The following is a 26,031-nucleotide window of genomic DNA, read 5'->3' as shown; positions in this document are numbered from 1 at the left end:
CGCTCTACAGACCGACTACGCTAGCCAGACCGCTAATATCGCGAATCTCGGTATTCTCATAGAACGGATTGGCCGGCTCATGTCCCCGATTCACGAAGACCTTGTTCTTGACGCCCATATCGTGTGCGGACATGAGGTCGTATCGGAACGACGATGAGACATGCAAAATATCATCCGGTCCGCAGCCGAGCGTGTCGAACATGTATTCGAACGCTCGCAGGCGTGGCTTGTACGCACCCGCTTGCTCTGCAGTCAGTACGGCGTGAAACGGCGCTCCGAGCTTCGCAACGTTATGCTGAATCTGCGCGTTCATGGAATTGGTCAGGATGACCAGTGGAATCTCCTTTGCTACCTTTGCAAGGCCGCCCGGCACATCAGGATGCGGAGCCCACGTCGGAATGCTCTCGTAGATCGCCAGCGCGTCTTCCGCACGGAATGGCAGCTTGAATACCTTGGTGGCGCGCTCGAGCGCATTATGGACAACCTGTGCGAAAGGCTTCCAGTCTCCCATTGCTTCGTCTAGCCGATACGCAGCGAAAAGCTGGCAGAACCGTGTCATTTGCTCAGTCGTCAGCATGGAGCTATACAAGGCGCGCGCCGCTTCGTTCATCTCGAAGTGAATGAGTGTGCCGTGGCAGTCGAACGTGATGTATTTCGGGCGAATTGAATTCATACGAAATCCTCGTGTCAATGGCAGCATCCAGGCGGGATGCAGCGAATGCGGTTGTTCGAGCAAGACAAGCCAAGCCGCCACGTGCCATCGCTCTCAGAAGTCGGCCACCTTTCCCCAAACGGATTGCTCGAAGCGCCCATGCGTATACGGCAGTGGATCGACAATCGGCGTCGCGCCTGTAACGAGATCTGCCGCGAGATGACCGACGCCAGGGCCGATGCCGAAGCCATGACCGCTCAACCCCGCCGCCATCAAAAAGCCAGGAAGCTTCGCGGATTCGCCGATCACGGGCACGCCGTCGGGCGTCATGTCGATATAACCCGCCCAGGAGCCGGCCGACTGGGCGGTCGCGATCGCCGGGCATAGCGCGGCTGCCCGCCGACGGGTTTCCGCTATCGTTTGTTCGTCTGGAGTCGGGTCGAGCACCCGCATGCGTTCCATCGGAGTGGGCTGGTCCAGCGCCCAACGTGCCATGCTTTCATGGCCTGAGCGCATCCCCTCCAAGGTTCCAAGGCTCAGGCTGCGCCAACGGCTCGAAAACATAGGTAGAAAGTCGCGGGCGAACCGCGCCTTTTGCCAGGTAGGATCGAACCGTCCGAGTCCGCTGATTGCGAGTGTGTAGAGATTTTCGCCGCGGCGCGTGATCGTGACGTCCTTCGTATGCAGGGCGTCGGGCAAGGTCCCGCTAGGAAGAGAGACCGCTGCGACAGATGCACGGATTGTCGCCTGCGGGAAGCGAATCCCGAGTTGCCGACAGAATGTCGATGCCCAGGCGCCACCCGACAGAACTGCAACCGGCGTGCGGATAGTGCCTCGCTCCGTCACCACGCCGCTTACTCGGCCGCCCATTGTTTCGATGCCGCGTGCCGCGCAGTTCTGGTGGACGGTGCCGCCCAGCTTGCGAACCGCGCGTGCGACGGCGGTGGCGGCAAGGCCGGGATCAGCGGTACCGTCCGTAGGAGCGAAAACGCCGCCCTTCCACTGCCGCCCGGTCGCCCCGCCGCGCTTCTTGGCTTCACTGCTACCGAATACTTCGGTCTTCACGCCAGCAGTACGGGCAAAGTCGCACCAGCGTGCCCAACGAGCGATCTCGGCTTCATCGTTGCTGAAGTACAGTAGCCCGCTGCGCCTGAATCCGGTGGTCTCTCCCGATTCCGCCTCGAACTGCTCCCACAGTCGAAGACTTTCTGTTGCGATTGGCAACTCACGCGCGTCGCGATTTTGCTGGCGCACCCAGCCCCAATTGCGGCTCGACTGCTCACATCCGACAAGTCCTTTCTCGACAACGGCGACCTTCACCCCACGCTTCGCCAGGAACCAAGCCGTAAACGTTCCGACAATGCCTGCACCAATGACAACCACATCGGCGCTGGCAGGCAACGGGTCGGTGCCGAGTAGGCTGGTCAACGGTACACGCATGAACGATGAACTCCCGAGAAGCAAGAAGGTGAAACCGACATGCAGATTATTGGACAGGGGCCGCCAGCGTTGTTGAATGGTCAATTAAGGCGGCATTAAGATGAGCTTAACGCTGACCGACCCGAAGTGCACGATGACAGCCGCGAGACCCTCGAATACCGAGCGACTCAAAATGGTCCGCGAGTGAGACATCTGTAAGCGCGTTCGTAAAAGCCCAGAAGTGAACAAGGCAATCGTTCACTCACCACCGATCTCGACAGCTTCCGGCCGCCCACAGTCTTGAGAAGCACCAGACCCTCAGTACTCGGAGAGACGTGGCCTGCACGTCGCCTAGCGACCGCCCTTGCTTCGACGCCGATTGTTTGAGAAATGCCGGCACTCGATCAGAACATGGCCTGGCTGATCAGGCCGTACCATCTCAGGTCGGGATCGGGAGAATCACGATGCGTGTTGGCCGAAGCGTTGCGCACCATCTTGACGGTCGAGTCCACGCAAGGCAGCCCCTGCGCGTTGAGCCAGTCGTCGAGGCTCGAGCCATCGGGCACATCGACACGGATATATTCGTTCTCGCGACCCTCGAGCCAGAATCCGATCAAAGCCTTGGCGTAGATATCGTCCACCGATTCCGACGCGATGACCGGGCCGACCACGTAACCACGACCGAAGCGACGGAACACGGAGAAGCCCATGATGGCGCCGTCACGTTCGAGCACAACGGCGTGTGCTACCCGAAACAGTTCTCGAAGCATGCCTTCACGCTCGAGACCCGTAGCACGCGTCGCCATGGCATTCAGCCGGTCAAAGTCTTCCGTTTGCGCTTCGCGCAATTCAAGGCCAACAGGCAGCTTGACGGCGATAGTCGTCGTCACTCGTCCCTGGTGCTGGTTGAGCATCCCGCAGACGTCGAAGCCGAGCGTCTCGTACAGAGGCTGGCCGGCCGGCGTCGCGTGTAGAAACGTGACGCGCGAACCGAGTTCCTCGAGCATCATCTGCATGAGCTTGCGGCCAATTCCGCGCCCTTGATACGCGTCCGACACAATCACGAGGCCCAGCGACGCTCGCTCCGGTCCGTGCTTCCAGCAGATCGCCGTTCCGATGACGCTGCCATTCAATTCCGCTACGAATCCGGTGCCCGTGATCAGCGCGAGTTCCCAGTCCTCCGGACGGTGCGGCCATGAAACCGCAAGCGACATTTCGTGCGCGGTCGCAATGTCTGCCGAGGTCATCGGCCTATAGACTGCCTTGGAAACGCCGAAATCGGTATGTGCTTTCGAGTCCATGGTCCTACCTTTTCCTTGTGTTGTCGCATGCACCGCGAGGCGGCCCGGAGTGCGGACCTCGAAGGCGGTGTCGCGTGTATTCATTATCTTTCGAACAAAATAAACGACAATTAACGCTAGACTAATTGTTCGTTAAATCGAATTTAACGAGTGAGTCGTCGTTTGCCCGCATCATCGACGTGCCTCGTCTGAGACCGCGTAACGGCAACCTTGTCTGGATCGCAATACGATAAGGGCCAGGAATTCTGGCGTGTTTAATAACGACTGAACATGTGCTTAAGGGCCCTTTAATGATCGAACTCGAGGACATGCGGTTGTTTCGCGCGCTGGGCGGGTCGCGCTCGCTCGCCGCCGCAGCACGCGTGCTGAACCTGACGCCTCCAGCCGTCTCGGTTCGTCTGCAGCGACTGGAAGAGCGACTCGGGCTGCAACTTGCCGTTCGTGAAGCGCGTGGCGTGACACTTACCGACGAGGGCGTGAAGCTCCTGCAAGAATCGATCGAGATACTCGAGAGGATCGAATCAATTGCGACTCGAGTCGCGGAGCAGTCAGGCAGCGTAAGCGGCCACTTGCGTATCGTCGCGCCGTTCGGCTTTGGCCGGGCACACATAGCGCCCTTGGTTCGAGAACTGCATCTCCAGCATCCGAACCTTGGGGTGTCGCTCGTTCTGGCCGAGAGCCCTCTCTCAGCCGCGTCGGGCGCTGACGTCGTGTTGTCGATCGGTACAGCCAAATCGTCGTCCTGGGTCGGCCATTTCCTGGCGCCAAACGAGCGCTTTCTATGCGCAAGCCCTGAATTCGCGCGACGGATGGACCGACTCGATCATCCGACCGATCTTCAGCGCTACGAGTGCCTGACGCTGCGCGAGAACGACGAAGATGTCACCCGCCTACGGTTCATGCCGGACGGAAAAGCCCGCAGACCCGGCGTCAAAGGCATCACTGTGAGGCTGTCCGGGTCGCTATCCTCGAACGACGGCACCGTTATAAGCGACTGGGCCGCGGACGGCTTGGGCATCATCGAGCGTTCTGAGTGGAGCGCCGCGGGACTCATTGCGGCAGGCAAGCTGGTGCGGCTTCTCCCCGAGTGGCGACTGGAGCCCGCGCCGATCATGGCGCTCTTGCCATCCCGGCATGCCATCACGAACCGTCAACGAATCTTCCTTGAAGCTGCGAAGCGCGCATTCGATCCGGCACCGTGGAGGCACCCGCAGAGATTCAGTCCCGTTTAACTGTCCGTTTATCTTCCGTTAAACACGGGCACAGGTTCGACTTCTATAGTGCGGGTTCAATCCGGGCTGCGTTGCGTTCGACACTCGACGATTCGCGCCGGTAACTTAGTGAGGGGTCCCGCTTTGAACCTGCAGTCGTTGAACACACCGGCCGCTCTGATCGACGTCGCGCGCATGAACCGCAACATCACGCGAATGCAAGAACGCCTCAATGCGCTTGGCGTTGCGTTCCGGCCGCACGTGAAGACCAGTAAGTGCAAGCCCGTCGTGCAAGCGCAGATCGCCGCGGGAGCACGCGGCATTACCGTCTCGACCCTGAAGGAGGCAGAGCAGTTCTTTGCCGCGGGCGTGCGCGACATCGTCTACGCGGTTGGTATCGCACCGGGCAAGTTGTCGCAGGCGCTCGCTCTTCGACGCGCTGGATGCGATCTGAAGCTCCTTGCCGACAGCCTCGCGGGCGTCGAAGAAATCGTTGCCTTCGGACGCGCGCATGGCGAGGCCTTCGAAATCTGGATCGAGATCGATGTCGACGGTCACCGCTCCGGTATTGCTCCGGAAGACCCCGCTTTGCTACCGGTCGCCAGGGCTCTGGTCGACGGCGGTATGCGACTCGGCGGCGTCATTGCGCACGCGGGGTCCAGCTACGAATACGACACACCGGACGCACTGATGCGCATCGCCGAACAGGAGCGTGCGGGCACTGTTCGCGCCGCGGAACGTCTGCGTGCCGCGGGCATCGCCTGTGACGTCGTGAGCATCGGGTCCACGCCCACCGCTCTTGCTGCGGAACACCTCGAAGGTGTCACGGAGGTTCGCGCAGGCGTCTACGTTTTCTTCGACCTGGTGATGCATAACGTCGGTGTGAACGCGACGAACGAGATCGCTTTGAGCGTCCTTACTACCGTTATCGGCCATCAACCGGATAAAGGATGGGCGATCGTCGATGCCGGCTGGATGGCAATGAGCCGGGATCGGGGCACACAACGGCAAAAACGCGACTTCGGTTATGGGCTCGTTTGTGCAGAGGACGGCAACGAACTCGGTGACTACCGGATGGTCACCGCAAATCAGGAACACGGCGTGATTGCGCGCGACGATTCGCCGGACGCGGACATCGCGAAGAAATTTCCCATCGGCACGAGGCTGCGCATCCTTCCCAATCATGCGTGTGCAACCGGCGCGCAATATCCCGAGTATGTGGCACTCGGCCCCGACGGGGAAATCTCGACTTGGCCTCGCTTTTCGGGTTGGTGAACGGCGTCTTGCCGGAAGGCAGTGCGGTGTCCATTCCATCCAGCAAGCGGGCGCGTCATCTGAAACGCACTAACCTGCCTGCGCGCAAGACCACTGCATCTCGACAATCTGTCGTCCATCCGACTCATGCTGTCTTAACGTGCCTAATGAGTGGAAGCCGTTCTTGCTATAGAACGCGGTCTGCGGCCCGACATGGCACCAGAGTCGAATAGCTGCCGAAGGGTCATCGTTCGCCCAATTCACGACGCGCTGAACCAGAAGCGAGCCATATCCTTTGCGTCTCGAAGGCGGTGCGATCCAAAGCCCGCCGACGCGGTACTCGTGCTCGCCTTTCCTGGTGCCGAAGACCGTGCCGATGATGGTGCCATCCACCTCGAGCATAAAAAAACGAGAACCATCAGGGGTCGCGAGCCGCTCGGCGAATGCGCTCCAATACGAATCGTCGTAGGCTCGCGCCTCGGTTTCCGTTTCCCAGAATGAAGCCGGGTCGCTTCTGAGTGCTTGCAGGCGCAGATCTCTAAGCAGTCGCCATTCATCTGCTCGCAGTCGCCTGATAGCAACGGTCGGTATGTTCATTCAGGGCCTCTGCTTTCTGACTTGCCTTCTAGAGCGCAAGGCAAAGCCTGTATGCGTCGTATATGGCCGTGTGGATGTCGCGCGACGCGCTCGCGTCGCCGATGCGGTATAGCCGGAATCGCCCTTCTTCCGCGGGCGTCGCGGGTTGCGGCTTACCCGTTGCGAACGCTTCGAGATCGGTATAGCCGTCGTTGGCCGAATACATGCGCGCCGCTTCGTAAAGATCGTCCACCGCGAGCATGCCGCGCTCGACGACTACATGATCCGCTTCCACTTCGACGAGATCATCCGTCAGAAGATGACGGAACACGGCGCGGCGCTTGCCGTTCGCGAGCGCGTTCACTTCGATCAGTTCGATGTTCGTCCGCACGGGCACGTCCCAGCGCGCGATGTTGCGCATCCAGACCTGATCGTCGCCGCGTCCGCCGGTTTCCTGCGCGGGCGTGCTGTCGATGAGCGCAAGCGATACGTCGAGGCCCGCATCCACATAACGTTCCGCGCACAGATAGGCGTTGTGGCGGCCGGTGCCGTCGTAGACGATCGCGCTGCCTTGGCGCGGCGGCGTTTCCGTGAGCGCATCGAACACGGTCTTGCAGTACCGCGCGCCCGGCAGCGCATCGAGATCCGGCAAGCCGCCCGTCGCGATGATGACGACGTCCGCGCCATGATCGAGCACGTCGCTCACTTCGGCGTAGTGGTTGTAACGCACATCGACATTCAGCCGTTCGAGCGCGGACACGCGCCAATCGACGATGCCGATGAGATCGCGCCGCCAGCTTCCGGTCGCCGCGAGCAGCATCTGCCCGCCCGCCGTCGAGTTCGCCTCGAGCACGGTGACGTCATGGCCGCGCGTCGCGCAAACGCGTGCCGCTTCGAGGCCCGCCGGTCCCGCGCCGACGATCAGCACGCGCTTCTTCTGCGCGGCTTCCGGTATGTCGTGCGTGAGGTACGTTTCGCGCGATGTCGCCGGGTTATGGATGCACGTCGCGCGGAAATTGCGGCAGAACGATGCGCCGACGCACGGCCGCGCCTCGTCTTCCTTGCCCGCTTCGACGAGCTTCACGAGATGCGGCTCGGCGATATGCGCGCGCGTCATGCCGACCATGTCGAGCAGGCCTTCGCGGATTGCGTAACGCGCGGTGGCGAGATCGGCGATCTTCGCCGCATGAAACACGGGCAGATCGACCGCGCGCTTGAATGCAGCGGCTTTCGGCAGCCACGGCGCGGACGGCATGAACATGGCGGGCATCGAATTGACCGCAAGCGCCATCTTCGTGTCCATGCGGCCGAACGTGACATTGAAGAAATCGAAGAGGCCGGTGTCCTGCAGAATGCGCGACATCGCCAGGCCTTCCTCGAAGCTGCATCCATCTTCGAGCGAGAAGCGAAAGCCCACGATGAACTCGTCGCCGGCCTGCTTGCGTATCTCTTCGTGAATCTCGATCGCGAAGCGCACGCGATTGGCCGTCGAGCCGCCGTATTTGTCGGTGCGCAGGTTCACGGTCGGGTCCATGAACTGACCGATGAGATGCCCGCCCGCATGCGTTTCGATGCCGTCGAGTCCACCATCACGGCAACGCTTCGCCGCAAGGCCGAAATCGCGGATCACGCGCTCGATGTCGGCATCGTGGATAGCCTGTGGAATCGCCCGATGCAATGTTTCGCGCACGGCAGACGGCGCGATCATCGGCAGCCACGGCTCCGTATAGGCATCGCCGCGCCGCCCGAGGTGCGTGATCTGGCACATCAGCGCCGCGCCGTGCGCGTGAATACGGTCGGAAAAACGGCGCAGATGCGGCACGACCGCATCCGTCGATACGTTGATTTGCTGGAACGTGTTGGGACTGTCGAGGCTGACGTTCGACGAGCCGCCGAACATCGTCAGCGCGATCCCCCCTTTCGCCTTCTCCTCGTGATACCGCTGATACACCTCTTGCGGGAATTCATCGCGCGTCAGGCGGCTTGCGTGGCTCGTGCTCATCACGCGGTTCCTGAGCACGAGGTGCTTGAGGGTGAACGGCCGAAGCAATGGATCCGACGAAGCAGTGGTCATGGCCGGAGAATGAAGTGGACGTCGGGTTCAAGGTAACGAGGCCAATTCCCGCCGTCAAATTACAAATCGATGCATCCCCCATAACATGGGGTCGTATGCGTCTTCCACTTTCCTCGCTACGGGCGCTGCTCGCATTCGAAACGTCGGCGCGGATGTTGAGCTTCACGAAAGCGGCAGGCGAGCTGAACGTGGCGCGGGCGAACTGGTCAAGCCCTTCGATCTCCCGCCGGAGCGCAAGCAGAACACGCGCTTGCTGCGCGCCTTCGAGGACTGGCTGATCGACCAAGCCGAGCGACGCGAAACGCCTGACCGCGGCTCGCGAGGGTCGAAGAGCAAGGCGAGTCCGATATTCGACAACCATCGCGCCGGACAACATCGGACGCGAGCTTAAAGACCTAATAAATGATGTTCGGCGCGAGTGCCTGCCCGTTCAGGAATCGGCTATGCGACAAATGCTCCAACTCCTGCGTCATGCGCCCGGTCGCGATCAGTCCGGCAAGCATCCGTCCTGCTCCGAGCGCACTGCTGAAGCCGTGTCCGCTGAATCCGGTGCACAAGTAGAGCCCAGGCTGTCCGCTGCATTCGGATACGACGGGAATGCCATCCGGCGTGTTGTCGATCGCACCGCCCCACGCGAGATCGACGGCGGAGGGGTCGAACTGCGGAAAGATCTTGCCCGCGGCATCGTAAGCCGAGTGGACAAGCGAAATGTCCGGCTCGGGATCGAGGATGCGCGTGCGTTCGAACGGCGAGCGGCCCAGATGCAAGTAGCCGAACTCGTCCCAGAGCTGGCGGAAGAACTCTGCGCCGAACTTGACCTTGATGCTCGCCCGGCGGCTCGCATAGAGTCCCTTGAAGCGGTTCGCGTAGCGCAGGCTGTTCGGCACGACATGGACAGTGCCGCGCCCGCTCTTCGCGAGCGTGTAGCCGCCGTCCGCCCGTTCGCGCAATGAAAACTCAGGCGCTTTGAGCGGCCCTTCGAAGGAGAGCCGGATGTCGCCCTTCGACTTCGATGCTGACGAATGCACGTTCAACACCGGCAGCACCACTTTCTGCTTGAGACAGAAGAGCGACGACCACGCTCCGGCCGCGATGACGACCGCATCGGCGCGTACCCGTCCACGTTCGGTCTCGATCCCCGCCAGCCGCCCTGCTTCGATGTACAGATCGTTGACCGCGCAGCGCTGAAGAATCGTCACGCCTTGCGCGCGCGCATGACGAGCGAGCAGCGGAATGGCGCAGGCGGGATCGGCGTAGCCGTCGTGGAACGTGCGCACGCCACCGATCCACGGCGCGCCGTGGCCCGAATAGAGCGCGTTCGCCTGTTCTCGCGAAAGCATTTGCGCCGCGACGCCCGAACGCCTCGCGAAGGCAAACCAGTCCTGCCAGCCCGCAAGCTCCTCCTCGCTGCGCGTGACGAAGGTGATGCCGGTCTCGCGGAATCCCACATCGGCGCCGATCTCGGAGGACAACTCCGACCAGCGCTGCACGCTCAGCTTCGCCATGCCGAGTTCGCGCAGATCGCGGCCCAGCGTGCGGCACCAGCCCCAGTTTCTGCTGCTTTGTTCGGCGGCAATGCGTCCCTTCTCGAACACGGCGACACGCTTGCCCAGCCGATTGAGTTCATACGCCGTCGCGACGCCAGCGGCGCCGCCGCCGATCACCGCGACATCCACATGCGTGGGCAAGGTCGCATCGGTCTCGATGTGCAGCAGTGGATGTCTCACGTTCGCGTCGTTCCAGAGAGGAGCCAGGTGAGCCGGAGTGTAAGAAGCGATCCCCGCGTTGACAAATGCGAAGGTATTGGGAGGGCATGCTTTCCTGATATGGACCCGCGATACATCGCGCAAGCCTCGACCAAACGGCGGGCCGTCCATCGCGTCCGCATATCAAAAACGGATGGGGGGTCAAAAATGGCGAATTTGAACATGCGGCGCATCCGTTCCTAGAATGGTCCGTCAGGCGGGCATGTCCGCGTTTCGATGAACGTGAACGCCGCATCCGCTCTTGCCACGCCGATCACTCCAACACCAGGGGACACCGATGAAAACTAGCCGAAGAGATTTCCTCTCGATATGCGCCGCGGCGGGCATGGCGAGCGGCCTGTCCACTTACGCGATGGCCGACGAAGCGCCCAGGCGCGGCGGCAACGTCCGCATGGCGGTTCAGAACGGCTCGGTATCCGACACGCTCGACCCGGCCAAAGGCGCGCATTCGGGCGACTGGACCAAGCAGTTCTGCGTCTTCAACGCGCTGATGGAGTTCAACGATTCGCTGACGCCTTCGCTCGCGCTCGCCGACAAGCTCGAAAGCGCCGATGGCCTCACATGGCGCATCGCGATCAGGAAAGGCGTGCATTTCCACGACGGCGCCGAACTCACGGCTGATGACGTCGTCTACTCGCTCGCACGGCACAAGGACCCGGCGACGACGTCGAAAGCCTTCGCGATTGCAAGCGGCTTCAAAGAAATCAAGGCCGTCGGCAAGTACGAAGCGACGCTCGTCATCGACAAGCCGAACTTCGATCTTCCGTCGGTGCTCGGCAGCAGCTACTTCCTGATCGTGCGTAACGGCGCGAAGGACTTCTCGAAGCCCGTCGGTACCGGTCCGTTCGTCATCGACACGTTCACGCCTGGAGCCAAGTTCGCGGCGAAGCGAAACCCGAACTACTGGAAGCCCGGCCTGCCCTACCTCGACACGGTGGAGATCATCGGCGTGCCGGACAACGCCGCGCGCGTGAATGCGGTGCTCGCGGGCGACGTCGATATCTGCTCGCTGGTCGATCATCGTTATGCCGCGCAGGTGAAGGGCAATCAGAACGTGCAGCTCGTGCTCAACAAGCTCGGCATCTACACGGACCTGATCTTGCGGCAGGACAGCCCGATTGCCGGCAACGCCGATTTCGTGTCGGCGGTGCGCTATCTGCAGGATCGCAAGCGCATGGTCGACGACGTCATGCAGACCTACGGCGTCGTCGCGAACGATCATCCCGTGGCGCCGTGGGACCCTTACTATCTCGAAGGGCTGCCGCAACGCTCCTTCGATATCGACAAGGCGAAGTTCCATCTCAAGAAGAGCGGCCTCGCGGGTCAGTCGATCGAGATCTTTTGTCAGCCGGGCATTGCGTCGTCGGTGGAAGGCGCGCAGTTCATGCAGAGTTTCGGCGCGCAGGCGGGCTTCAACTTCGTCGTCAAGCAGGTTCCTACCGACGGCTACTGGTCGAACTACTGGACCAAGCGCCCTATCACGTATGGCTCGATATCGAACCGTCCGAACGTGGGCATGATCTTCGAGCTGTTCTATACCTCGAAGTCGCCGACGAACGAGGCGCGCTGGAAAGACCCGAAGCTCGATCAGTTGCTGGACGCCGCGCGCGCGGAAGGCGACTTCAAAAAGCGCAAGGCCATTTACGGCGACATGCAGACGCTCGTGCATGACAACGCGGGCACGGTCATTCCCGTGTTCGACGTGATCCTCGACGGTGTGTCGAAGAAGGTGCGCGGCTACAAGTCGAATCCGTCGGGCATGAACATGGGATACCGGTTCGCCGAGGCGGTGTGGCGGACTTGAATCCAGGCGATCCATCGGTGCGGCCCAACCCACGCTCCAAACGTGGGTTTTCGCCGTCGAACATCGCGCGGACCGGCGAAAGAAGCAAGGCGGCCTGCCAATCGCGACGCAACGAATCGCCGGCAAGCGTTGCATCGTATCGTCAAGCCTTCATGCGCAGCGCCGTCTCCTCCAGCCAGTCGACGCGCATTTCCGGCACCGATCCGATCAGCTTCTCCGTATAGGGATGACGCGGCTGGCTCAGCAACGCATCGCGGTCGCATGCATCGACCTTTTGGCCCTTGAAGAGCACGGCGATATCGTCGCAAGTCGTGCGCACCGTCGACAGGTCGTGGCTGATGAACAGGTACGACATGTCCAGCTCGCGGCGCAGTTCGACGAGCAGATCGAGAATGGCCGCGCCCACCACGGTATCGAGCGCGGACGTGACCTCGTCGCAGATGATCAATTCGGGTTCGGCCGCGAGCGCGCGCGCCAAATTGATGCGCTGCTTTTGCCCGCCCGACAATTCGCCCGGACGGCGCCTCGCGACGGACGCCGGCAGCTTCACGAGATCGAGCAGACGTGCGACGCGCGCCGGAATCTCGCTCGACGCGCATCGGTCGAACAGCTTCAGCGGCCGCGCGAGAATCGCGCCCACGTCCTGCGACGGATTCAGCACCTTGTCCGCGTTCTGGAACACCAACTGGATGCGCCGGTAAAGATCGCGGTCGCGATCGGCATGCAGGCCCGCGAGCGGCTTGCCCATGAAGCGGATGCTGCCCTTCGCGGGCGCGAGCAATCCGGCGATCACGTGGGCCAGCGTCGACTTGCCCGATCCCGATTCGCCGATCACGCCGAGCGTCGTACCGCGCCGCAGGATCAGATTCACGCCGTCGAGCACGCGCACTGCCGGCATGCCCGCACGATCGCGTTCGCCGTAACCCGCGGTGAGATTGTCGATCTCGAGCAGGGCAGGCCGCGTGCAGGCGTGCTCGGCGTCGCGTTGCGTGAGGCGCGGCACGGGCGCGGCAGCCGCGATCAGGCTCTGCGTATAGGGATGCGACGGCGCGCCGATGATCTGTCCGAGCGCGCCCTCCTCCTGAACCGTTCCATGACGCAAGACGAGCACGCGATCGGCAATCTGCGCGACGACCGCTAGATCGTGCGACACGTAGACCGCGCTGATCTGGAACTGCGCGATCGCCCGCTTGAACGCACGCAGCACTTCGATTTGCGTCGTCACGTCGAGGGCCGTGGTCGGTTCGTCGAACACGACGACTTCGGGATCGGACATCAATGCCATCGCCGCCATCAGACGCTGCAACTGGCCGCCCGACACCTGATGCGGATAACGCTCGCCGATGCTCTCCGGCGACGGCAGCGCGAGCGCGCGAAACAGCGCGACGGCCTTGGCGCGCGCCGCCTTGCGGCTCATGATCCGGCGCACGCACACGCCTTCGATCACCTGATCGAGGATGCGCAGCGCCGGATTGAACGACGCCGACGCGCTCTGCGCGACATAGGCGACGCGTCTTCCGCGCAAGCCGCGCAGTTCCGACGGCGACGCGGCGAGGACATCGGTGCCGCCGACCTCGACGCGTCCGCCGGCGATGCGGCAACCGCGCCGCGCGTAGCCGAGCAACGAGAGCGCGATGGTCGTCTTGCCCGAGCCGGATTCGCCGATCAGCGCAAGCACTTCGCCTCGCGCGATCGAAAAGCTCACGTTCTCGACGATGGGCGTTTCCTTGCCGCCGTCGCCCTGCGCGACGATACGCAGGTCCGACACGTTCACGAGAGTGCGGCTCATGTTTCACCCCTTCGCATGCGTATGCCCGCGCGCGGCGAGACTGTCGATCAGCAGATTCACGCCGATGGTCAGCGTCGCGATGGCGAGCGCGGGCATGATGACCGCCGCCGCGCCCGAGGACAAGCCCGACAGGTTCTCGCGCACGAGCGAACCCCAGTCCGCATACGGCGGCTGCACGCCGAGGCCGAGAAAACTGAGGCCGCTCAGCATCAGCACGTTATAGACGAAGCGCAGGCCGAAATCGGCCATCATCGGATGGATCATGTTCGGCAATATCTCGCGGCAGGCGATATGCAACGTGCTTTCGCCGTTCAGACGCGCGACGGTGACGTATTCCATCGCGTTCAGTCCGACGGCCTGCGAATGCGCGATGCGAAACGCGCCGGGCATGTAGATGACGCCCGCCATCAGCACGAGCACGTTCAGGTCCGAGCCGAAGATCGCAATCACCAGCAGCGCGAGAATCTTGCTCGGCGTGACGAGCAGCGCATCCACGATGCGGCAGACGATTTCGTCGAACCAGCCGCCGATGACAGTCGACACGAGCGCGAGGAACGTGCCGCTCACGCTCGCAATCAGCGTGGCCGCGAGCGCGAGGCCGATCGAATAGCGTGCGCCGAAGAGAATGCGGCTCAACAGATCGCGACCGAGAAAATCCGTGCCGAGCGGATACGCGAGACTGCTCGACGCGAAGACCTTGCCGCCGCTCATGTCCATCATGCCGTAAGGCGCGATCAGCGACCCGAACATCGCGACGAAGACCCAGACGATCGACACGCATAGCCCGATGCGCCCGAGCACCGGCAGCGAGACGAAGAAGCGCCCCACTGCGCGCGGCGAAGAGAGGACGTGTTTCATGGTCAGCGCAGCCTGGGATTGAAGACGATCGTCACGACATCGGCGACGAGAAGAAGAAGCAGATAGCAGGTGCTGAAGAAGAGCACGCAAAACTGCACGATGGGCAGATCGCGATTGCTCACGGCGTCGACGAGCGTGCTCGCGAGGCCCGGATACGAGAAGATCGCCTCGACGATGATGACGCCGCCCAGCAAATACGAAAGACTGAGCGCCATTGCGTTGACGATCGGCCCCACCGCGTTGGGCAGCGCATGACGCAGCACCGTGCGCGCCGGATGCAGGCCTTTGAGCACGGTCATTTCGGCGTAAGGCGCGTCGAGCTGGTTAATCAGCGCCGCGCGCGTCATGCGCGCCATCTGCGCGACGACGACGCAGCACAGCACGAGCACCGGCAGGCTATACGACTTGAGGAACGCGCCGAAGCTCGACGTGTCCGCATTCACCGATACCGCCGACACCCAGTGCAGCTTCACCGCGAAGAGCAGCACGGCGAGCGTGGCGAGCAGGAACTCCGGCACCGCGACGACCGACATCGTCAGCACGCCGATCACGCGATCGAGCAGCGAGCCGCGCGCCATCGCCGCGACGATGCCGAGCACGAGCGCGATCGGCACCGATGCCGCCGTCGCCGCGCCCGCGAGCATCATCGTGTTGGGAATGCGCGTCATCACGATGCTCCTGACCGGCACGTTCGCGGCATACGAGAGGCCGAAGTTGCCGCTCAGCAGGCCGCCGAGCCATGTGAAGAAGCGCAGCACGAGCGGTTCGTCGAGGCCCAACTGCTTGCGCAGCATCGCGACGGTTTCGGGCGTCGCGTATTGCCCGAGCGCCATTTGCGCCGCATCGCCCGGCAGCAGGCTCGCCATGAAAAACACGAGCGCCGATACGAGCAAGAGCGTCAGCGCGCCGATGGCGAAGCGCCGGGCCACCATGCGCATCACGACATGATTCATGAGCTTTCCTCGCCTGTCACCCTGCGCTCAGGACACCGCGTCCTTGAACCGGAAATACGCGCCCACGAGCGGCAGAAACCATTCGCGTCCGGCATAGCCCGGCAGTGCTTTCCATTGCGTGCGCGCCCACGGATTGGCGCGCGCGCCGCCCATCACGATGTCGGCCATCACATCGCCCATATAGGTGGACATCTGCGTGCCGTGTCCGCTGTAGGCCATCGAGTAATACAGCCCTTCGTGCTTGCCCGCCGAGGGCAGCCGGTCCGCGGTCGCCTCGACGAGCCCGCCCCAGCAATAGTCGATGCGCGCGTCTTTCAGGCTCGGCAGCAGCGCGTCGAGCGATGCCTTCAGGATCCTCCCGCTCTTCCGATCCGACGCGGGATTGCTGCGCGCGAACCGCGCCCGGCCGCCCCAGACGAGGCGATCGTCCGCCGTCACGCGAAAGTAGTTCCCGAAGTTGAGGCTCGTCACGTAATTGCGACGCTGCGGCAACGCGCGGTCCAGCAACGCGCCTATCGGCTCGGTGACGATGACGAAGCTGCCCACCGGCACGATGCGCCGCTGCCACCAGCGAAACGGACCGTGATTCGAGCATCCCGTCGCGAGCAGCACGCGTCCTGCTTCGATCGTGCCCTTCGCCGTCGCCACGCGGTGACGGTCGCCGCCGATGTTCGTCAGTTGCGTCACGGCCGCGTGTTCGAAGATGCGCGCGCCGTAGCGCGCCGCCGTCGTCGCGAGACCGGTGCCGAACTTGCCCATGTGCATCTGGCCGCCGCGTGGATCGAACAGGCCGCCGTGAAACGCGTCCGATGCGATCTCACGCTTCACATCCAATGCCGAGAGCCATTCGACGGGTGCATCGAGATGCCTGCGCAATGCGTCGTAGCTGCGCTGCATGCCGGCGAGGTGCGTCGGCTTGCTCGCGAGCTTGATCTTGCCGCGCCGCGTGAAATCGCGATCGATCTTTTCATCGGCGATGAGACGCTCGACGTAATCGACCGCATCGGTATAGACCTGATAGTGATGCTTCGCCGTGTCGAGGCCGTATCGGTCGATCAGATCCGCGAGTCCTTGCGCGGTGCCCGGACTGCAATGCCCCCCGTTGCGGCCCGACGCTTCGCCGTGAATGCGCCCCGCTTCGAGCAGCACCACGTCCACGCCCTTGCGCGCGAGCGACAACGCGGCCGACAGCCCCGTGAATCCGCCACCGACGACGACCACATCGGCGCGTGCGGGCAGCGGTCCGGTCGCGCCGGCCGTGAAAGCGGGCGCAGTGCCGAGCCAGTACGGTTCGAGTTTCATAGTCCGACGACGGCCGCGAGGCCGCCGATATCCCTGATTTCCGTGTAGCCGTAATACGGGTTCGCCGGCTCGTGCCCGCGCGCGACGAACACCTTGTTCCTGATGCCGAGATCGTGCGCCGTCATCAGGTCGTAACGAAAGCTCGACGATACGTGCAGGATGTCTTCCGGGCCGCAGTTCAATTGATCGAGCATGAACTCGAACGCCTTCATCTGCGGCTTGTAGGCCTGCGCCTCTTCCGCCGTGAAGACGGCATGGAACGGCACGCCGATCCTTTCGATGTTGTGCGGAATCTGCGCGTTCGACGCATTGGTCAGCGCGACGAGCGGGAATTCCTTCGCAACCTTCGCGAGGCCGGCGGTCGTATCGGGATGCGGGCCCCAGGTCGGAACCTGATCGTAGATGGCGCGGCCATCGCCTTCGCGATACGGCGTGCCGAAGCGCTTGCAGGTGCGGCGGATCGCGCTATCGACGACTTGCTCGTAAGGCTTCCATGCGCCCAGCACTTCGTCGAGCCGGTACGCCGCGAATGCATCGGTGAACGCGCGCATCTGCTCCGCATTCACGCGGTCCTCATAGAGCGCGCGCGCCGCGTTCGCCATTTCGAAGTAGATGAGCGTGCCGTAGCAATCGAAGGTAATGAATTTGGGTCTGAACAGCGGCATCGAGTCTCCTCGTGAGTGGCGCAGCATGATGGGTGAAAGCCGCTTGCGCAGGCGCCGGAGAAGACTCTCTCATGGGCTTCGCCGCAGCGATGGATCAGCTTGAGACGAGTGTATGAACGTCATTTTTCTTTGACAAATGCGCATATAATCAGGGGCCATGCCTTTTTGATATACCCCCTTCCGATGCTCAATTTTCGCGAAGTGCAGGCGTTCCGCGCGGTGATGCTGTCGGGTTCGATGACGCAGGCGGCCAAGGACCTGCATACGTCGCAGTCGAACATCAGCCGGGTGATCGGACAACTCGAGCGGCGCATCGGCATCAAGCTGTTCGAGCGTCAGATCGGAAAGCTCATGCCGACGCTCGAAGGTCAGGTCTTCTTTCGCGATGTCGAACACACGTTCGCAAGCCTGCGAGGTCTGGAGGAAAAGGCGGAGGTCATCCGCAAGCGCGGCAGCGGGCGGTTGCGCGTGGCGGCGGTGCCGTCCATGGCGATCGTCGCGGTGCCGGACGCCATTCATTTCTTCGCGCAGCGTTATCCGGACGTCGATGTGACGCTCCACGTCGCGGATTCGCTGACGGTCTGCCAATGGCTCGCCACGGGCTACGCGGACATCGGAATCGCGTCGGAGATTTTCAATGCCACGAGCGTCGCGCACGAAGAAGCATGCAGAAGCCGAGGCGTGTGCATCACGCCGCCGGATCACCGGCTCGCGAGCCGCCGCGACGCCATCACGCCGCAAGACCTCGCGGGCGAGCGCTTCCTCTCGCTGAAATCGAGCGACGTCATGAGAAAACGCATCGACGATGCGTGCCAGATCGACGGCGAGGAGAAGCGCATTCTCGCGTATGAATCGCACTTCGCGGCGGCCATCTGCCGGATGGTGTCGCGCGGCATGGGCGTGAGCGTATCGAATCCGCTCGTCGCGCGCGAATACGCCGGGCAGCTCGCGATCTTGCCGTTCGCGCCGCGCATCGAGTTTTCGACCTACCTCGTCTATCCGCTGAATCTCCCGATGAACATGCTCGCGAAGGCGTTCGGCGAGGCGTTCCGCGAAAGCACAGACTGACGCTTCGAAACGGCATTGCCGTCGATTCAATGCGTATTCGACGGCGCACATCGGCATCCGGCCGAAAACGTGACGCTCTTCTGCGCCGGAGATTCATGTCGATCCTTGCCGAGCGCCCCGTATCGGCGCAGTGAGCCTCACGCGCCGGCGCGCCCGCGGCTGATCTGCGACGCCGCGCCCGTCACCGCGCGCGCCCATTCCTCGATGCGGCCTTCGTCGAAACGCGATTCCGGCATCGAGATGCACACGCTCGCCACCGCAATGCCGCTGCTGTCGAAAATCGGCGCGCCGATGGCGTAAATGGCGTGACGATATTGCCCGAAATTGACCGAATAGCCGCGCTCGCGGATGCGCGCGAGTTCCTCGCGGATCAGCGCGGGATCGTTGATGGTCTTGTCGCCGTACTTCTTCAGATCGCGATTGAGGATGGTCGCCACCTGGCTCGCGTTCATGAACGCGAGCAACGCGAGACCGTTGGCCGTCGCGTGGAACGGCGATACGTCGCCGATCTTGTACGCGGTGCGCACGAACTGCTTGCACTCGACTTCTTCGACGAGAACCATCGCGTTCGTGCCATCGGGAATCGACAGATGCGCAGTTTCGTTCACGGCGTTGCAGAGCGCCTGCATCGGTTCGCGCGCGGCTTTCTGCAGCGCGCCGCCCTTCAACGCATTGGGACGCACGCCGATGACACGCGGGCTGATCTCCCAGCGCGTGAGTTCGCCGCCCGCCTGACGCAGCCAGCCCGCTTCCTGAAACGTCATGAGCACGCGCTGCACGCTGGATTTCGGCATGTCGAGCAGCTTCGCAAGTTCGCCCACGCCGACCGGCTGATTCTCCGACACCGCCTCGATGATTTCGATGCTTTTCAGAAGACTGTTCATTTTGATGTCTTGCACGCCGGCGGACCGGCATGCTAAGTTGTACCACGATGTTAAACGTCGTGCCGTATTGTGGCACACATCAAGGGCAACGGGCAACACACGGGCTACAAACCAGACAGGGACATTGCAATGGGGCTGAGAATCGGAGTGGACATCGGCGGATCGTTCGCCGACTTCGCGGTGCTGGACGACGAGACGCGGACCACCCGCACGCTCAAGGTGTTTTCGCGGCCGGATAGCCCCGGCAGCGAAGTCATCGACGGCATGCAGGGCTTGCGCGAACGCTTCGGCATCGATCCGCGCGACGTCGTGTATTTCACGCACGGCACGACGGTCGGCGTGAACGCGGTCGTGCAGCGCAAGGGCCTGCGGCTCGCGCTCATCACTACGCGCAACTTCGAGGACGTGCTCGACATCGCGCGGTTGAAGATCCCCGACATGTACCACCTGATGTCGCGCCGTCCGGAGCCGCTCATCACGCGCGATCGCGTGTTCGGCGTCGATGGCCGCATGCGCCCCGACGGCATCGAGGAAGCGCCAATCGATGAATCCAGCGTCCTCGCCGCGCTCGATGCGCTCAAGGCCGCGCAGTGCCAAGGCGTGGTGGTTTCGCTGCTGCATGCATACCGCAATCCTGCGCACGAATTGCAGGTGAAGGCGATCATCGAAAAGGCGGCGCCGGGCTTTTTCGTGTCGTGCTCGCATGAAGTGTGGCCGATCATCCGCGAATACGAGCGCACGGTGACGGCGGCCATCGGCGGATACGTGCAGCCGCGCGTGTCGCAATATCTGACACGCCTGCAGGCCGCGCTCGCCGAGAGCGGCGTCGGCGCGGACCTGAAGGTCACGAAGTCGAACGGCGGCGTGATGAGCGCCGAGAACGGCAAGAGCAATTGCGTGCAGATGATCCTCTCGGGCACGGCGGCGGGCGTGATCGGCGCGTCGTACCTTGCGAACATGTGCAGCATCAAGGACTGCATGAGCCTCGACATCGGCGGCACCACGGCGGATGTCGCGCTGATCGTCGACGGCAAGCCGCAATACGCGACCGGCGAATATATCGGCGACTTCCAGATTCATATCCCGTCGGTCTCCGTATCGTCGATCGGCGACGGCGGCGGCTCCATCGCCTGGGTCGACGATTTCGGCGTGCTGAAGGTCGGCCCCGAAAGCGCCGGCTCCAATCCGGGACCGGTCTGCTACGGACGCGGCGGCACCCGCCCGACCATCACCGATGCGTTCGCGGTCATCGGCGTGCTCGGGCGCGCATCGCTCGGCTACAACGCGGTCCAGGTCGATGTCGACGCGAGCCGCCGCGCCATCGAGCCGCTCGCGCAACGTCTCGGCATGGACGTGCATCGGACGGCGGCGGCGATCATCGACGTATCGGTGTCGGGCATGTACGGCGGCGTGAGCCGCATCGTGTCGCGCTTCGGCATCGATCCGCGCGCGTTCTGGCTCATGCCGTTCGGCGGCGCCGGCCCGATGCTCGGCGGCTTTCTCGCGCGCGCGCTGAACATGCGCCATATCGTCGTGCCGACGACGCCGGGCGTGCTGAGCGCGCTGGGCGGCCTCATCGCGGACACCAAGAACGACTTCGTGCGCACGACCTACTACCCGCTCGACGCCGAGTCCCTTGGCAAGCTGGCCGGCGATCTCGCGATGCTGGAGCGCCAGGCGCGGGAGTGGATCGTCGGCGAGACCGGAACGGATGCGGGCGCTGAAATGACGATTTCGGCGGACATGCGTTATCGCGGGCAGTCGTTCGAGGTCGATACGCCGCTCGACGCGCGAGCCATCCGCGAGCGGGACATGGCGCGCATCGCCGATGCGTTCCATCGCGAGCATCAGCGTCTCTACGGCCACAGCGATGCGGGATCGGCGGTGCAGGTCGTGGCGCTGCGGCTGGTCATCAGCCTGCCGACGCCCAAGCCCGAGATGCCGAAGATCGCGCGCGGCGAAGGCGAGCCGCGAGTGGAAGCGATGATCGACGTCTATCTGGACGACGCATGGCGCACGGTGCCGATGTACCGGCGCACGTCGCTGCTCGCAGGGCATCGTTTCGAGGGTCCGGCAATCGTCACGCAGGACGACACGACGACGTGCGTGCTGCCGGGCTTCGCCTGCGTCGTCGACGAATACGGCAATCTGCTGCTCAGCGCGCAGTGAAAACACACGAGGAACCCGACATGACGTTCAACCGATCCGTCCTTCAGATTTTCTCGAACTACTGCGTGGCGGCGGCCGAAAGCATGGCTCATACGCTCATGCGCACCGCCCATTCGGCCTTCGTGAAGGAAACCGAGGACTTCTCCTGCACCATCATGACGCCCGAGGGTCTCACGTTCGCGTCGCCGAAAACGCTCGGCGCGACGTGGTATCCGGGGCTCGACTTCCGTTCCGTGATCGATGCGATCGATCATTACGAGCCCGGCGATATCGGCATGACCAACGACGCGTACAGCGGCTACGTCGCCACGCACACGCCGGACGTGATGATGTGGAAGCCGGTCTTCCACGAAGGCGAGATCGTCTGCTACGTGGGCGGCCACATCCACAACACGGACATGGGCGGCGCGGTGCCCGCTTCGCTGTCGCGCACGCTCACCGAGATCTATCAGGAAGGCATCCGCTGGTCGCCCACGAAAATCGTGCGCGCCGGCGTGCTGGACGAAACGCTGCTCGACCACATGGCCATCAACGTGCGCGCGCCCGAGCAGAATCGCGGCGATCTGAAGGCGCAGATCGCCATGCTGATGACCGGCGAGCGGCGCGTGCTGGAGATCATCGAGCGCTTCGGCATCGACGAATTCAAGGCCGGCATGCACGCGATGATCGACTATTCGGAAGAACAGGCGCGCGCGCTCGTCTCTGCGATGCCCGACGGCGAATACTTCTTCTGCGAGTTCGCCGATGAAGATTCGCCCAACGGCAAGCCGCTTCGCGTTGCGTTGAACCTGAAGGTGCAGGGCGACTCCCTCGTGCTCGACTTCACGGGCAGCGATCCGCAACTGAACTCGTCGCTCAACATGCCGACCGGCGGCAAGGAGCGTCACGTCCTCGCGCTCGTCGGCCTGAACTACGTGCTGTACTCGCTGCATCCCGATCTGCTGTTGAACGCGGGGATGCTGAAGGTCGCGCGCTGCATCCTGCCCGAAGGCACGATCATGAATTGCGTGCCGCCCGCCGCCGTCGGCATGCGCAGTCTCACCTGCAAGGTCGCGCAGATGGTCACCTTCGGCGCGTTTTCGATGGTGTGTCCGGACCGTTTGCCCGCCTGCCCCGCCGGCGGCATGTCGATTCTCAACGTGCGCACCGTGGGCAGCGACGGGCAGACCGTCATCGCGGCGATCGGTCCGGTCGGCGGCGGCGCGGGCGGCATGGCGAGCGGCGACGGCTCGGACGCATCGGGCGCGAACAACGCGTTCCTGCGCAACACGCCGGTCGAGATCAACGAGGCGGAAGTGCCCATCCGCATCCTCAAATACGGACTCGTGCCGGGCAGCGCGGGGGCGGGACGGTATCGCGGCGGCCTCGGGACCGTCATGGAATTCCGCGTGTTCTCGCCGGGCACGCTCGTGACGGCGCGCAACCGCGACCGCTCGCGCTTCGCGTCGTGGGGCGTGCTGGGCGGCAAGGCGGGCGCGAATTCGCGCTTCACACGTAATCCGGGCACGGCGGGCGAAGAAAACCTCGGCGTCTCCGATCTCGTCGTGTGCGGCCCCGGCGATGTGATCCGCCTCGAAGGTTGCGGCGGCGGCGGCTACGGCGACCCCTGCGAGCGCGATCCGCAGCACGTCGCCACCGATGTGAAGCGCGGCTATCTGACCGAAGCGGAGGCGCTCGCGCTCTACGGCGTCGTCGTGCGCTCCGGCGAAGCCGACGAACACGCGACCGCGCGGCGCCGCGCCGAACTCGCCGTCGACGCGCCACGCACGCCGCACGCGCATTTCGACTACGGCGAGGCGCGCACGGCCTACGAAGCGCGCTGGACGCCTGCGCGCTATGCCGTGCTCACGGAGATTCTCGCGTCGGCGCCGGTCATCTGGCGTCACTTCCTGAAGCACAAGATCTTCGACGCACTCGACGCATGGGAGACCGCGGGCAAGCTCACGGAAGGCGCGGGCGCCGTGCGCGAGATTTTCGCGGAAGTGTCGAAGCAGTATCCGCAGATGCTGGAGAACCGGCGCGCGGCTTGAGCAGTGCAGAAGAAGGCGCCCGATCGGGCGCCTTCGCGACGTCGGGCACGCTGGACTACGCCGTATCCCACTCGGGCGCCCAGGCAACCTTGCTGATGCGTCCGCCGGGCGTCGCGAGCGCGGCGATGCGGCGCATTTCGCCGTCATCGAGCGCGAAGTCGAACACGTCGATGTTCTCGCCGATGCGCCGTGCATGCGTGGACTTCGGCAGCGCGGCGACGCCCGGCTGCTGCACGAGCCAGCGCAGCAGCACTTGCGCGCTCGTCTTGCCGTGGCGTGCGGCGATACCCGCGATCATCGGATCGCCGATCAGCCGGCCGCTGCCGAGCGGCGTGTGCGCGACGAAGCTCAGGCCGTGTTTCGCGCAGGCGTCGAGCACCTTGCGCTGATTCAGGTACGGGTGATACTCGCACTGATTCACCGACAGCGGCACCGGCGACAACGCCACCGCGCGCTCCAGCCACGCCACCGGAAAATTCGAGACGCCGATCTTGCGCGCGAGGCCTTGCCGGTGCGCGTCGGCCAATGCGCCGAGCGTTTCTTCGAGCGGCACGTCGGGATTGGGCCAATGGATCAGCAGCAAATCGACGTAGTCGAACTTCAGTTCCGAGAGACTGCGTTCGACCGAGCGGCGAAACGCGCTCGCGTGCAGTTCGGTCCACCAGACCTTCGTCGTGACGAACACGTCGTCGCGCGCAATGCCGCTTTCGCGGATGCCCTCGCCGACCGCCGCTTCGTTCTGGTAACGCGCTGCCGTGTCGATATGGCGATACCCCTTCTCGATCGCCGTGCGCACGGCTCGCACGCCTTCGTCGTGCTGCGACTGCCACGTCCCGAGGCCGATGGCGGGCAGATGCAGCGCCGCGATGTCCGTCGCCGTCATGCGGTCCTCAGCGTGTCGTCGAAAGCGGCTCGAATGCGCCGCACGATTTCGTCGGCGTCTTCCCGCGTCGTAATCAAGGGCGGCGCGAAGCCGACGATATCCGTACCGAGCGCGCGAACCAGCAGTCCGTGTTCGCGCGCGGCGGCCACGACCTTCGCGTTGATGCGATGCTGCGCCGGGAAAGGCGTGCGCGTCGCGGGGTCGAGCATCAGTTGGATCGCCATCAGCATGCCGATGCCGCGAATGTCGCCGACATGCGGATGCGCGCCGAAAGCCGCGCGCAGGCACGCGAGCAGATAGCCGCCGACGCGCTCCGCATTGCCGACGAGATTCTCGCGCTCCATGATGTCGAGATTCGCCAGCGCCGCCACCGCGCCCAGCGGATGCCCCGAGTAGGTCCAGCCGTGCCCCATCATGCCGTGCTCGCGCGACCCGCTCATCAGCACATCCCAGAACGCCTCGCCGACCACGACCGCCGACAGCGGCGCGTAGGCGCTCGTCAGGCCCTTCGCGAACGTCACGAGGTCCGGACGGATGTCGAAGCGCTCGCAACCGGTTCGCGCACCGAGACGGCCGAAGCCGCAGACGACTTCGTCCGCGATCAGCAGGATGTCGTGACGGCGGAGCACGGCCTGTATCGCGGGCCAGTAGCCGTCCGGCGGCGGGACGATGCCGCCGGTGCCGTTCATCGGCTCGGCGATGAACGCGGCGATCGTCTCGGCGCCTTCGCGCTCGATGAGCGCCTCGAGTTCGGCGACGCAATGCGCCGTGAACGCGGCCTCGCTCATGCCGGGCGCGGCGTTGCGATAGTAGTCGGGACACAGCGTGCGCAACACGCGGTCGAACGGCGAATCGAAGTTCGCGTGATAGACCGGCAGACCGGTGAGCGCGCCCGTGACGATGCCCGAGCCGTGATACGCCCGGTCGCGCGCGATGATCTTCTTCTTATCCTTGCGGCCGAGAACGTTGTTGTAGTACCAGACGAGCTTGATCTGCGTCTCGTTGGCGTCCGAGCCGGACATGCCGTAGAACACCTTCATCATGCCCGGCGGCGCCCATTGCTCGATGAGCCGCTGCGACAGTTCGATGGCCGGCGCGTTGCCGCTGCCGACATACGTGTGGTAGTAGGACAGCCGCCGGCATTGCTCGGCCATGCGATCCGCGATCTCGTCGCGGCCATAGCCGACGTTCACGCAGTAAAGCCCCGAGAAGCCGTCGATGTACTCGCGCCCGGCCACGTCCGTCAGATGGATGCCGTGCCCCTCGCTGACGATAAAGCCTTCGAGCGAACCGGTCGCGTGGTCGAAGGCGTGCGTGCCCGGATGAAAGAAGTGACGCCGGTCGGCCTGCTCCAATGATTCCATCGAAGGTCC

General features: G+C 63.6%; 20 protein-coding genes and 1 pseudogene. 7 read left to right on the top strand and 14 right to left on the bottom strand.

Going from position 1 to position 26,031, the window contains the following annotated elements; genetic code table 11:
• Nucleotides 1–4: 4 nt before the first annotated feature.
• The 3 genes from LDZ27_RS24620 to LDZ27_RS24610 form a co-directional block, all read right to left on the bottom strand.
• Nucleotides 5–673, bottom strand: coding sequence for a haloacid dehalogenase type II (locus tag LDZ27_RS24620; RefSeq protein WP_244818304.1), 669 nt, complete (start codon nt 671–673; stop codon nt 5–7).
• Between the two features lie 93 nt (nt 674–766).
• Complete coding sequence (locus LDZ27_RS24615; protein ID WP_244818459.1) at nt 767–2,092, bottom strand: FAD-binding oxidoreductase; 1,326 nt, start codon at nt 2,090–2,092, stop codon at nt 767–769.
• A gap of 383 nt (nt 2,093–2,475) precedes the next feature.
• Nucleotides 2,476–3,372, bottom strand: a complete 897-nt coding sequence (locus tag LDZ27_RS24610) for a GNAT family N-acetyltransferase (RefSeq protein ID WP_244818303.1) — start codon at nt 3,370–3,372, stop codon at nt 2,476–2,478.
• Between the two features lie 290 nt (nt 3,373–3,662).
• On the opposite strand from LDZ27_RS24610, the gene LDZ27_RS24605 reads away from it, so the two are divergent.
• Complete coding sequence (locus LDZ27_RS24605) at nt 3,663–4,604, top strand: LysR family transcriptional regulator (protein ID WP_244818302.1); 942 nt, start codon at nt 3,663–3,665, stop codon at nt 4,602–4,604.
• A 123-nt stretch (nt 4,605–4,727) separates the two neighbouring features.
• The gene (locus LDZ27_RS24600) at nt 4,728–5,858 is read left to right on the top strand and encodes a DSD1 family PLP-dependent enzyme (RefSeq protein WP_244818301.1); all 1,131 of its coding nucleotides are present in this window, start codon (nt 4,728–4,730) and stop codon (nt 5,856–5,858) included.
• Nucleotides 5,859–5,927: 69 nt separating this feature from the next.
• Here the strand turns inward: LDZ27_RS24600 and LDZ27_RS24595 are convergent, their stop codons facing one another.
• Nucleotides 5,928–6,434, bottom strand: coding sequence for a GNAT family N-acetyltransferase (locus LDZ27_RS24595; RefSeq protein WP_244818300.1), 507 nt, complete (start codon nt 6,432–6,434; stop codon nt 5,928–5,930).
• A gap of 28 nt (nt 6,435–6,462) precedes the next feature.
• Complete coding sequence (locus tag LDZ27_RS24590; protein WP_255751469.1) at nt 6,463–8,487, bottom strand: FAD-dependent oxidoreductase; 2,025 nt, start codon at nt 8,485–8,487, stop codon at nt 6,463–6,465.
• Between the two features lie 95 nt (nt 8,488–8,582).
• On the opposite strand from LDZ27_RS24590, the pseudogene LDZ27_RS29135 reads away from it, so the two are divergent.
• A pseudogene (locus LDZ27_RS29135) lies at nt 8,583–8,687 on the top strand (LysR family transcriptional regulator); the annotation flags it as partial.
• A 195-nt stretch (nt 8,688–8,882) separates the two neighbouring features.
• Here the strand turns inward: LDZ27_RS29135 and LDZ27_RS24585 are convergent.
• On the bottom strand, nt 8,883–10,214 hold the full coding sequence (locus LDZ27_RS24585; RefSeq protein WP_244818298.1) for an FAD-binding oxidoreductase: 1,332 nt from the start codon (nt 10,212–10,214) through the stop codon (nt 8,883–8,885).
• A 316-nt stretch (nt 10,215–10,530) separates the two neighbouring features.
• Between LDZ27_RS24585 and LDZ27_RS24580 the strand changes: the two genes are divergently transcribed.
• Nucleotides 10,531–12,057 (top strand): ABC transporter substrate-binding protein, encoded by a 1,527-nt coding sequence (locus LDZ27_RS24580; protein ID WP_244818297.1) that lies wholly within the window; start codon nt 10,531–10,533, stop codon nt 12,055–12,057.
• A gap of 142 nt (nt 12,058–12,199) precedes the next feature.
• On the opposite strand, the gene LDZ27_RS24575 is transcribed toward LDZ27_RS24580, so the two are convergent.
• From LDZ27_RS24575 to LDZ27_RS24555, 5 genes are read right to left on the bottom strand one after another with little or no spacing between them, the layout of a single operon-like run.
• Nucleotides 12,200–13,846 carry an ABC transporter ATP-binding protein gene (locus tag LDZ27_RS24575; RefSeq protein ID WP_244818296.1) on the bottom strand — a complete coding sequence of 549 codons (1,647 nt, stop codon included), beginning with the start codon at nt 13,844–13,846 and terminating at the stop codon, nt 12,200–12,202.
• Between the two features lie 3 nt (nt 13,847–13,849).
• Complete coding sequence (locus LDZ27_RS24570) at nt 13,850–14,704, bottom strand: ABC transporter permease (RefSeq protein ID WP_244818295.1); 855 nt, start codon at nt 14,702–14,704, stop codon at nt 13,850–13,852.
• A gap of 2 nt (nt 14,705–14,706) precedes the next feature.
• A complete protein-coding gene (locus LDZ27_RS24565; protein ID WP_244818294.1) occupies nt 14,707–15,657 on the bottom strand; it encodes an ABC transporter permease in 951 nt (316 codons plus the stop codon).
• Between the two features lie 27 nt (nt 15,658–15,684).
• Nucleotides 15,685–16,959: an FAD-binding oxidoreductase gene (locus tag LDZ27_RS24560; protein ID WP_244818293.1), complete on the bottom strand. Its 1,275-nt coding sequence runs from the start codon at nt 16,957–16,959 to the stop codon at nt 15,685–15,687.
• A complete protein-coding gene (locus tag LDZ27_RS24555; RefSeq protein ID WP_244818292.1) occupies nt 16,956–17,624 on the bottom strand; it encodes a haloacid dehalogenase type II in 669 nt (222 codons plus the stop codon). Before LDZ27_RS24555 ends, LDZ27_RS24560 begins: the two co-directional genes overlap by 4 nt.
• Before the next feature lie 183 nt (nt 17,625–17,807).
• On the opposite strand from LDZ27_RS24555, the gene LDZ27_RS24550 reads away from it, so the two are divergent.
• A complete protein-coding gene (locus LDZ27_RS24550) occupies nt 17,808–18,692 on the top strand; it encodes a LysR substrate-binding domain-containing protein (RefSeq protein WP_244818291.1) in 885 nt (294 codons plus the stop codon).
• A gap of 137 nt (nt 18,693–18,829) precedes the next feature.
• Here the strand turns inward: LDZ27_RS24550 and LDZ27_RS24545 are convergent, their stop codons facing one another.
• Nucleotides 18,830–19,576 (bottom strand): IclR family transcriptional regulator, encoded by a 747-nt coding sequence (locus tag LDZ27_RS24545; protein ID WP_244818290.1) that lies wholly within the window; start codon nt 19,574–19,576, stop codon nt 18,830–18,832.
• 129 nt (nt 19,577–19,705) lie between these two features.
• On the opposite strand from LDZ27_RS24545, the gene LDZ27_RS24540 reads away from it, so the two are divergent.
• On the top strand, nt 19,706–21,745 hold the full coding sequence (locus LDZ27_RS24540; protein ID WP_244818289.1) for a hydantoinase/oxoprolinase family protein: 2,040 nt from the start codon (nt 19,706–19,708) through the stop codon (nt 21,743–21,745).
• 20 nt (nt 21,746–21,765) lie between these two features.
• The gene (locus LDZ27_RS24535) at nt 21,766–23,775 is read left to right on the top strand and encodes a hydantoinase B/oxoprolinase family protein (RefSeq protein ID WP_244818288.1); all 2,010 of its coding nucleotides are present in this window, start codon (nt 21,766–21,768) and stop codon (nt 23,773–23,775) included.
• Nucleotides 23,776–23,830: 55 nt separating this feature from the next.
• On the opposite strand, the gene LDZ27_RS24530 is transcribed toward LDZ27_RS24535, so the two are convergent.
• Both LDZ27_RS24530 and LDZ27_RS24525 read right to left on the bottom strand, forming a co-directional pair.
• Nucleotides 23,831–24,658, bottom strand: a complete 828-nt coding sequence (locus LDZ27_RS24530; RefSeq protein ID WP_244818287.1) for an aldo/keto reductase — start codon at nt 24,656–24,658, stop codon at nt 23,831–23,833.
• Nucleotides 24,655–26,022, bottom strand: coding sequence for an aminotransferase (locus LDZ27_RS24525; protein ID WP_244818286.1), 1,368 nt, complete (start codon nt 26,020–26,022; stop codon nt 24,655–24,657). Before LDZ27_RS24525 ends, LDZ27_RS24530 begins: the two co-directional genes overlap by 4 nt.
• Nucleotides 26,023–26,031 lie beyond the last annotated feature (9 nt).

Origin of the sequence: Caballeronia sp. Lep1P3 (genome assembly GCF_022879595.1) — a bacterium.
Lineage (GTDB): Bacteria > Pseudomonadota > Gammaproteobacteria > Burkholderiales > Burkholderiaceae > Caballeronia.
Note: the sequence above shows the minus strand (reverse complement) of the source record. Positions and strands in the feature narration are given on the sequence as shown.

Coding starts and splice junctions, on each gene's coding strand:
- LDZ27_RS24535 (WP_244818288.1), top strand. CDS start 21,766: ATGACGTTCAACCGATCCGTCCTTCAGATTTTCTCGAACTACTGCGTG.
- LDZ27_RS24570 (WP_244818295.1), bottom strand. CDS start 14,704: ATGAAACACGTCCTCTCTTCGCCGCGCGCAGTGGGGCGCTTCTTCGTC.
- LDZ27_RS24560 (WP_244818293.1), bottom strand. CDS start 16,959: ATGAAACTCGAACCGTACTGGCTCGGCACTGCGCCCGCTTTCACGGCC.
- LDZ27_RS24575 (WP_244818296.1), bottom strand. CDS start 13,846: ATGAGCCGCACTCTCGTGAACGTGTCGGACCTGCGTATCGTCGCGCAG.
- LDZ27_RS24615 (WP_244818459.1), bottom strand. CDS start 2,092: ATGCGTGTACCGTTGACCAGCCTACTCGGCACCGACCCGTTGCCTGCC.
- LDZ27_RS24530 (WP_244818287.1), bottom strand. CDS start 24,658: ATGACGGCGACGGACATCGCGGCGCTGCATCTGCCCGCCATCGGCCTC.
- LDZ27_RS24610 (WP_244818303.1), bottom strand. CDS start 3,372: ATGGACTCGAAAGCACATACCGATTTCGGCGTTTCCAAGGCAGTCTAT.
- LDZ27_RS24545 (WP_244818290.1), bottom strand. CDS start 19,576: ATGAACAGTCTTCTGAAAAGCATCGAAATCATCGAGGCGGTGTCGGAG.
- LDZ27_RS24550 (WP_244818291.1), top strand. CDS start 17,808: ATGCTCAATTTTCGCGAAGTGCAGGCGTTCCGCGCGGTGATGCTGTCG.
- LDZ27_RS24620 (WP_244818304.1), bottom strand. CDS start 673: ATGAATTCAATTCGCCCGAAATACATCACGTTCGACTGCCACGGCACA.
- LDZ27_RS24590 (WP_255751469.1), bottom strand. CDS start 8,487: ATGACCACTGCTTCGTCGGATCCATTGCTTCGGCCGTTCACCCTCAAG.
- LDZ27_RS24525 (WP_244818286.1), bottom strand. CDS start 26,022: ATGGAATCATTGGAGCAGGCCGACCGGCGTCACTTCTTTCATCCGGGC.
- LDZ27_RS24595 (WP_244818300.1), bottom strand. CDS start 6,434: ATGAACATACCGACCGTTGCTATCAGGCGACTGCGAGCAGATGAATGG.
- LDZ27_RS24565 (WP_244818294.1), bottom strand. CDS start 15,657: ATGAATCATGTCGTGATGCGCATGGTGGCCCGGCGCTTCGCCATCGGC.
- LDZ27_RS24555 (WP_244818292.1), bottom strand. CDS start 17,624: ATGCCGCTGTTCAGACCCAAATTCATTACCTTCGATTGCTACGGCACG.
- LDZ27_RS24580 (WP_244818297.1), top strand. CDS start 10,531: ATGAAAACTAGCCGAAGAGATTTCCTCTCGATATGCGCCGCGGCGGGC.
- LDZ27_RS24605 (WP_244818302.1), top strand. CDS start 3,663: ATGATCGAACTCGAGGACATGCGGTTGTTTCGCGCGCTGGGCGGGTCG.
- LDZ27_RS24540 (WP_244818289.1), top strand. CDS start 19,706: ATGGGGCTGAGAATCGGAGTGGACATCGGCGGATCGTTCGCCGACTTC.